The 8,127-nt window shown below is 62.7% G+C and carries 6 protein-coding genes; 5 read left to right on the top strand and 1 reads right to left on the bottom strand.

The window, feature by feature from the left end:
• The coding region (gene purM, locus ACY693_RS10640; protein ID WP_462321804.1) for a phosphoribosylformylglycinamidine cyclo-ligase at positions 1 to 1,045 on the bottom strand (1,045 nt) is incomplete at its 3' end.
• Between the two features lie 439 nt (positions 1,046 to 1,484).
• On the opposite strand from purM, the gene ACY693_RS10635 reads away from it, so the two are divergent.
• The 5 genes from ACY693_RS10635 (at position 1,485) to ACY693_RS10615 (ending at position 8,007) form a co-directional block, all read left to right on the top strand.
• Positions 1,485 to 3,584 carry a molybdopterin-containing oxidoreductase family protein gene (locus ACY693_RS10635; protein WP_462321803.1) on the top strand — a complete coding sequence of 700 codons (2,100 nt, stop codon included), beginning with the start codon at positions 1,485 to 1,487 and terminating at the stop codon, positions 3,582 to 3,584.
• A 198-nt stretch (positions 3,585 to 3,782) separates the two neighbouring features.
• The gene (locus ACY693_RS10630; RefSeq protein WP_462321802.1) at positions 3,783 to 4,625 is read left to right on the top strand and encodes a hypothetical protein; all 843 of its coding nucleotides are present in this window, start codon (positions 3,783 to 3,785) and stop codon (positions 4,623 to 4,625) included.
• A 179-nt stretch (positions 4,626 to 4,804) separates the two neighbouring features.
• The gene (locus ACY693_RS10625; RefSeq protein ID WP_462321801.1) at positions 4,805 to 6,292 is read left to right on the top strand and encodes a TRIC cation channel family protein; all 1,488 of its coding nucleotides are present in this window, start codon (positions 4,805 to 4,807) and stop codon (positions 6,290 to 6,292) included.
• A 14-nt stretch (positions 6,293 to 6,306) separates the two neighbouring features.
• On the top strand, positions 6,307 to 6,990 hold the full coding sequence (locus ACY693_RS10620) for a DUF2499 domain-containing protein (protein WP_462321800.1): 684 nt from the start codon (positions 6,307 to 6,309) through the stop codon (positions 6,988 to 6,990).
• Positions 6,991 to 7,203: 213 nt separating this feature from the next.
• Positions 7,204 to 8,007: an MBL fold metallo-hydrolase gene (locus tag ACY693_RS10615; RefSeq protein ID WP_462321799.1), complete on the top strand. Its 804-nt coding sequence runs from the start codon at positions 7,204 to 7,206 to the stop codon at positions 8,005 to 8,007.
• Positions 8,008 to 8,127: the final 120 nt, after the last annotated feature.

Below are 8,127 nucleotides of genomic sequence, written 5' to 3'. Positions count from 1 at the left end.
CCTGCGCGCCGAGCTCGGCGAGCTGCGCGCAGGCGGCCTCGGCCTGCTCGGTCGGAACGCAGGCGATCATGCCAACGCCACAGTTGAAGGTGCGCAGCAGTTCGGCATCGGCGATGTTGCCCTGCTCGCGCAGCCAACCGAAGACGGCTGGCAGCGTCCAGCTGTCGAGGTTGATCATCGCCCGGGTGCCCTTGGGGAGGACCCGCGGCAGATTCTCGGTGATGCCGCCGCCGGTGATGTGTGCCAAGGCGTGAACCTCGAGTGCCTGGATCAGCGCTAGCGCAGGCCTCACGTAGATGCGGGTCGGGGCCAAGAGCTGCGCGCCAAGGCTAGGCTCGCCGGGCGCCGAGGCCGGTAGCGTTGAGCCGGGTTGCGACGCAGGCTGCGCTGCTGCTGAAGAGGCCCGTGTCGCAAGCGGGGTCGTCAGAGGGACGGCGCTGAGCTCAAGCACCTTGCGGATCAGCGAGTAGCCGTTTGAGTGCGGGCCGGAGGAGGCCAATGCGATCAGTGCATCGCCGACCTGGACCTGATCCGGGCGGATGATCGCCGATTTCTCGACGATGCCAACGCAGAAGCCGGCGAGGTCATAGTCGCCTTGGGCATAGAGGCCGGGCATCTCGGCGGTCTCGCCACCGATCAGCGCACATCCGGCTTGGCGACAGCCCTCGGCGATGCCGTTCACGACCTCGGTCGCGACCTCGACGTCGAGCGCGCTGGTCGCGTAGTAGTCGAGGAAATACAGCGGCTCGGCACCGCAGACGACGATATCGTTGGCGCACATCGCCACCAGGTCAATGCCGATGCTGTCATGCTGGCCGAGCTCGATCGCCAGCTTGAGCTTGGTGCCAACGCCATCGGTGCCCGAGACCAGCACTGGCTTGCGATAGCCGCTCGGTAGCTCAAACAGGCCGCCAAAGCCACCGAGCCCGGAGAGGACGCCTGGACGATGGGTCGTTTTCACCGCGGGCGCGATGCGTTGTACCAGCCGCTCGCCGGCATCGATGTCGACGCCAGCGTCCTGGTAGCTCAGCTGTGGTTTGCTCATGGTGGCCGGTTGGGGTGGCGATTGAACGGTGATGCGCCGATTGGCGCGCTCTGTGCTTCTGGCTGCTGTGCTGATGCCTGTCAGCCTGCGCAGCCTGGCCTTGTAAACCTCCTATTCTAGCGCGATTTCTGTTTGAGCCGGGTTTGCTCGGCGCGTCCCATGCAACACGTGATCAAGGATCCTGTTTGCAGCGAGGCCTCGGAGAGACCGACGCTTAGCCTACGAGCGCTTGTAGAGCCAACCTTCGTGCTGAGCTCCGCCCGGCTTTGGCTGATCGCAGCGATATCAAGGCTGAAACTTGTTGTGCTTGCGGCGATGGCCCTGGCGCCAGCTCTGTCGCCAGCCAAGGTGCAGCTGCGATGATCCTGATTGGGTTGAAATCTGGCACAGCGTGCGCCATCAGCGTCTGAACAATCGTTTTCAGCGGAATGTCTAGCCCATGTCTACCGTCAAGAGTACCTGCTACGAATGTGATGCCAACTGCGCGATCGATGTCACCCTCGATCCGCAAGGCGAGCCCGTGTCGATCGCGGGGCCCGATTGCCCGCGCTGCTATGTGCAGCTCGATCGGCGCAATCACCCAGATCGGCTGCTCTATCCGCTGAAGCGGGTTGGACCACGCGGCAGCGGTGATTTTGAGCGCGTCTCTTGGGACGAGGCACTCAGCACCATCACTGAGCATCTAAGCCTGACGCGTGAACAGGATGGTGCACCGGCGGTCGCCTTCTTTGCCGGCTACACCAAGGAAGCGCGCCCGCAGCTGCAGCGGTTGGCGCACGCCTTTGGATCGCCGAACTATATGACCGAGAGCGGCTGTTGCTTCTCAGCGACCAAGGTGGCGGAAGAGGTGACCTTTGGCACCAAGATCAAGACCACCTCCACCATCGCCTCGCACAACACCAAATGCTTGCTGGTCTGGTCGACCAACCCGCGCGGCTCGATCCCACCTTTCCATCTGCATCCACAGGCCCACGCGAAGCCTGGCCGGCCAATGATCGTGGTCGATCCGCGCCGCACCCCGCTGGCCGATCAGGCCGATGTCTTTCTGCAGGTCAGGCCCGGCACCGATGGTGCGCTCGCGCTTGGCTTCCATCATCTGATCTTCGCCAATGGCTGGCAGGATCAGACCTTCTTGGACGAATGGGCCACAGGGGTCGAGGCGTTTCGAGAGTATGTGGCGGAATTTCCGCCCGAGCGCGTTGCCGAGATCTGCGGTATCGAGGTTGACGATCTGCGCCGGGCCGCTGAGCTGTTCGCGACCTTGCACCCAGCGCAGATCATGCTCTCACCGACCGCGACCGTGCAGCACAGCAACGGCTTTCAGAATCATCGCGCCGTCATCTTGCTCTCGGCGGTGACCGGAAATCTCGACCGCGAAGGCGGCAACCGCTTCTTCAACGACAAGGTCAGCCCTAAGCCGATCGAGCTGTTCGATCATTGCCTCAATGACCTGCCAGCGCGTGTTGGGGACGAGGTGTTTCCGGTCTGGACCCGGCATTGGCCAGCGGCACAAAGCATGCTGTTACCGAGCTGTATCCTCGAGGGTAAGCCACAGCGCATCCGCAGCCTGCTGGCCATGGGCATCAATACTGGCATGTGGGCCAATTCGAAGCGCATGGAGCAGGCGCTCGGTGCGCTCGATTTCTTCGCTGCCTCGGACTTCTTCCACAATCCGGCCACCCGCATGGCCGATATCGTGCTGCCCGCGGCGACCAACCTCGAGCGAGAGGCGCTGATCGCCTATCCCGGCTGCGCCTACCAAGGCGAGCTGCGCTACCGGCAGCGCGTGGTGGCGCCTAAGGGCGAGGCGCGCCCGGATGCTGAGGTGTTCCTCGAGCTTGGCGTGCGACTCGGCATGACCGATCAGTTCTGGAACGGCGACCTGGCCGCCTCATGGGCCGAGGCGGCCGAGGGCATCCCGGAAGATATCCGCGCCGAGGTCTATTCCAATCCTGATGGGGTCACCGTCTACGCCCAGACCATTGACGACCTGGTCGAGCAGGGCTATCTCGACGCCGACCGTCAATACCGCCTGCATGGGTTCAAGACGGTGAGCGGCAAGGTCGAGTTCGATTCACAAGAGCTGCGAGACGCCGGCCATGATGGTCTGCCAATCTGGCGCGAGCCATCTGAGAGCCCGCTGTCAACGCCCGATGTCGCGCGTGATTTCCCGCTGGTGCTGACCAGCGGGGCACGCCACAAGCACGCAACCCATTCGCAGCACCAGTATCTGGAACGCATGCGCAAGGCGATGCCAGACGCCCTGGTGGAGCTGCATCCGGACGATGCGGCCGGGCGGGGTATCGGCAATGGCGATCCGGTCATGGTGTCGACGCGTCGCGGTCGTGTGCGCTTTACCGCGCGGATTACCGATCGCATCAAGCCTGGCGTTGCGCATTGCGCTCACGGCTGGAACCATGCGAACGTCAATGAGCTGACTGACGATGCTGCGCTCGACCCGATCAGCGGCTTCCCGCCATTCAAGTCGCTCCTCTGTGAGATCACCCCGGTGCTGGGCGTCGAGCGCAAGGCGGCTTAGCCCTGGGGCGACGGATGTTGCGCAAGGAAGCGCTCGACCAAGACACCTCTTGACTCTCGGCATACTGGGCTTAGTGTCTGGACGCAGGCTAGCCGGTCTCAGGCGATCTCGGCCAAAGCTCATACGGCCTTGCTTGTCTTTTCGCTCGCCTCTAGGGGCAATCGCGGCCTGAATGCAAACAATCTCGACGGAGTGCTTATGCCCTTTATTGGCGTCCTGCCGGAACGCAAGCAACTCTTCCAGCCCGAGCCGCGCTGCGATCTTGCTGTCAGCGACGCGGCAGCCTGGCGGCTGAACCCGTCCTACCGACAGATCTACGACAAGTTGCGTCTCGCGCTCGATGCAGGCCTGACCGCTGCGCCCTGCGGGGTGTCACCGATGGACCTTGGTGTTCCGCCCGATGCCGAGGTCTTTGTGAAGCCGATCACCAACCTGGCTGGGATGGGTCTCAGTGCGCGCTCGGTGCGCGCTGATGAGCTGCCGCTCGAGCCGGGCAGCTATTGGTGCGAGCGTCTGACCGGCACGCACACCAGCAGTGACTGCCTGGTGCAAGAGGGTGAGCCGCGCTGGTTTGCGCATACCCGAGGCTCGGATGAGAAGGATGCCTCGCGCCCGATCTATTGGGAGATTGGGGCGGAGCTGCCAGACGCGGAGAAGTGGATCAGCGCCTGGGTGCGGCGCAATCTGGCCGGCTATACCGGGATCTGCAATATCGAGCTGATCGGCGGCAAGCCGATTGAGGCCCATCTGCGTGGCTCCAATGGCTTCTTCGATCTCTACGGGCCGGATTTCATACCGGCCTGGGTGGCGCTCGTGGATGGCGGGGATTTCAGCCCGCCACCCCCGATTCCGGGTGGCTACGTGATCTCCGTGTTCGTTGACGCCGACCTCAGCGACGAGCATCTGCAAGCGGCCGAATCGCTTGGGGTCAAGGTGCAGCCTGACCCGAGCACGCCGGGTCGGGCCGCCATCCTGCGCTGTCGGGAGCGCGATGCCGGATTCGAGGTCTATCACCAGCTGACCGGGCGGAGGCTCGCCTAAGCTCCACAGGCTTGATTCAAGCATTGGTTTTGGGTCAGGCTTGCAACGCAGTAATCATCGATTCTTTGGCCGGTCAACGATCGATCGGCCTTTAGGCGACTGGCGTTGTGAGCTTGGGAATAAGGCACTGGGGACTGGCCCTTTCGATCGTCTTCGGCTTATTGATCGCATCTGCAGCAGTGAGTGCAGATGAAGCCCTGGGTGATGCGCACCTAGCGCCGGTGGCCTCATCCACGGATCGGCATCTGTTGGTTGCCTGGTCTGACCAGCCGCCGTACCAGTTCCAGGCCGAGCGGCGAGGGATCGGCTATCCGAGCGGTGTCGATATCGCGGTGATGCGCGAGGCGGCCCGACGCGCTGGCCTGACGGTCAGCTTTCGCTATCGCCCGTTCGCTGCAAGCTTGCATCTGCTCACCGCTGGCCGCGTTGATGCGGTGCCAGGTGCCTACGACAGCCAGCAACGCCGTCGCTATGCGCTCGTTTCGCCGCCTTACCGAGAAGGGCGAGATCGCCTGTTTCTCTCTACCCGCGTGAGGCTGCCTTCGGCGGCCTCGGTTGAAGCGCTCGCCGATGCGCTGATCGCCACAAGACTGCGTATCGCAGTGGTGCGCGGCTATGACTGGGGAACGACCAATGCGGCGGCGCTTGCGCGCCTGGAGCCGCAGGGTCTGCTCCACCGCACCAACAGCCTTGCCGAGAGCATCAGTGCTGTGCTCGACGGTGAGGCCGATGGCTTCCTCGGCGATCAGTTGGGCAGTATGGCGCTGCTGGCAGCCTGGCACGAGCAAGGGTTCCGGATGCATCCATTGGTGCTGCAGGAGCGCTCGATCCATATGCTGTTCGCCAAGGATACCGTGGCAGACTGGCAGCTGCGGGCCTTCAACGAGGCGCTCGAGCACATGGTGGCGGATGGGCAGATTGCGCGCATCATGCAGCGTTTCGTCGATCCGCTCTCGATCAGCATGGTGCTCGACAGCCGCGCCTTCGAGATCATGTTCCTGCTCGGGATCATCGCCTTCTCCATCTCGGGGGTTGTGATCGCTCGGCAGGGTGATTATTCGATCTATGGTGCCTTTGTGCTCGCATCACTGCCGGCGCTCGGCGGTGGCGTCGTGCGCGATGTGCTCTTGCTGCGGCCGATCTATTTCTTCGACGCGCCGGAGATGCTCTATGCCTGCATCGGCACCATCAGCGCCGGCTATCTGCTCAACCGGGGGCTGGATCGGCTGCGCGGACGCTCACTCTGGTTCTTCGATCTGGTCAATCTCGTGGTTCAGCTGCGACGCCGTTTCAGTCCGCGTGTGATCCTCGAGGTGTTCGATGCGCTCGGTCTTGCGCTGTTTACCGTGATCGCGGTCTCGATTGCGGCCGAGGAGGGCTTGGAGCCGCTCTGGGTCTGGGGACCGATCATCGGCGCGGTCAGCGCCACCGGCGGGGCTATCCTGCGCGATATGATCCGTCAGGAGGCGTGCAATCCGATGCTGCACTCGAGCTTCTATGGCGAGACGGCGATCATCTGGTCCGTGGCCTTGGCGTTGTTTCTGCAGTACGCCGGACCCTACGCATCGCAACAGCAGGTGATGTTGGGCATCTTGATCTGTATCCTAGGCATCTTCGTCACCCGGATGACCTTTGTGGCCTTCGGTTGGCGCAGTCCGAAGTATTAGCCCGGTTAAGCCCCATGCTGCTTTCGGCGCCCACCTGGATCATCCATCTGCTGACGGTCAGTGAATGGCTGGCGGCGATCCTGTTATTTCGCCGTTATGCGATTCGCATCGACCGGCCGCGGCTCAAATGGTTTGCCTATGCCATGATCCCGCATCTGTTCGGCGGGATTGCGGTGCTTGGCTTTCATCTGAGTGGTGATCGCGCCGATTCGCTAATCGACTTGTCGCGCGTGCTAACCTTTATCGGCAGCCTGTCGCTCTTGAGTGCGACGCTCCTGTTGCTGCCCACGGGGCGCCTGCCGCGGACAGGGATGGCCGCGACGGTGATGACACTGGGTTTGCTCTGGGGGCTGTTCAGGTTGTCGGTTGCGGGGTTTGAGTCGGCAGCCTTGTTGCCCGCAGCAAACCTGATCTATCTGGGCTTTTTGCTGATGCTGCTGGTGCTCTACCGACAGGATCGCCTGTTGTTCCCGGCACTGACGGTCTTTGGCTTCTGGTTCCTGTTGGTCTTCGTCGCGGTCACCATCTCGACGACGCGCATGGCGACTCTGCGCCTCGGCCTGCCAAGCCTGTCGCATGCCGACCTGCTGCATGGCGCTAGCGAGAGCCTGCTGTCGGTCAGCAATTTCCTGATCGCATTCGGTGTCTATCGGCGGCTGCGTGCGATGGCATCCCCGCCCATACAGCCTGCTGGATAGTACCCAAGACCGCAGGGCCAGAATCCAGCTGCGCTGCTTCGAGCTCAGCAGTTCATCAGACTGCCATGATGTGCGTGGTAGAGTGTTGCGGGCTCGCAAGCTCGGCTCGGCGCCTCGCTAGCCCAGAGCGGCCCATTCCCAAGCGACGCCTATGACGGCGTGGTGTCGAATCGCCGTGATCCATCGCGATCCGCCTAATGGAGTCCTTTCTCTATGTCCGAGCTTGGCTTACGTTTCCTGGGCGTCGGTAATGCGCAGGCGCAGGATCTGGGCTCCTCGGCTGCTGTCTTTGAGACCGCAGAGCAACCCTTGCTGCTGATCGACTGCGGACCCATGACCCTAGCGGCCTATCGAGGCATCTATTGCGATGAGCCATCCTCGTTGTTCATCACCCACGCCCATCTCGATCACATCGGTGGTCTTGAGGGGCTGTTCTATCGTTTGGCGACCGCCGAAGCGCCAAGGGCTCCGGTGACGCTGTTCGTTCCCGTCGCCTTGATCACTGTGCTGCAGCGTCGGCTCGCAGATTATCCCAGCCTGCTCGCCGAAGGCGGCAGCAACTTCTGGGATGTCTTTCAGTTGATCCCGGTCTCGGAGGGGTTTTGGCACCACGGGCTTTACTTCTCGGTATTTCCGGTCCGCCACCATGAGCATCTGACGGCCTTCGGCCTGGCACTGGAAGGCGTCTTTGTGTTCACGGGTGATACGCGGCCGATCCCCGAGGTGCTGAATCGCTATGCGCGGCGCGGTGAGTGGGTGTTCCATGACTGTGGGCTGGTCTCGAATCCGTCCCATTGCAGTGTCGACGAGCTGCGCGCCGAGTACAGCGCTGAACAGTGCCAACGAATGGTGCTCTACCACTATGAGTCAGAGCAGACAGGTGAGCAGATCGAGCGGGCAGGCTGGCGAATCGCTCGTCGTGGTGAGCGATTCAGCCTCGCCCCCTGCATGCCCAAGATCCGGCCGCGAGCCGAGCTTGCGCGAGTCCGGCGTTTGCCGGATGCGGTCGGTTGGTAGAGACCACTGAACGCCGATGACGACAGCGCCTCAGTCCGCGAAGAGCAAGGTTTCGCTGATCTGCACAGGGCGAGCGCATATAAACTAGCGCTGCAACATGCATCTGAGGCATCCTTCGAG

The sequence above is a fragment of the Halochromatium sp. genome (assembly GCF_054919635.1).
This window is presented reverse-complemented; position numbering and strand designations above follow the sequence as displayed.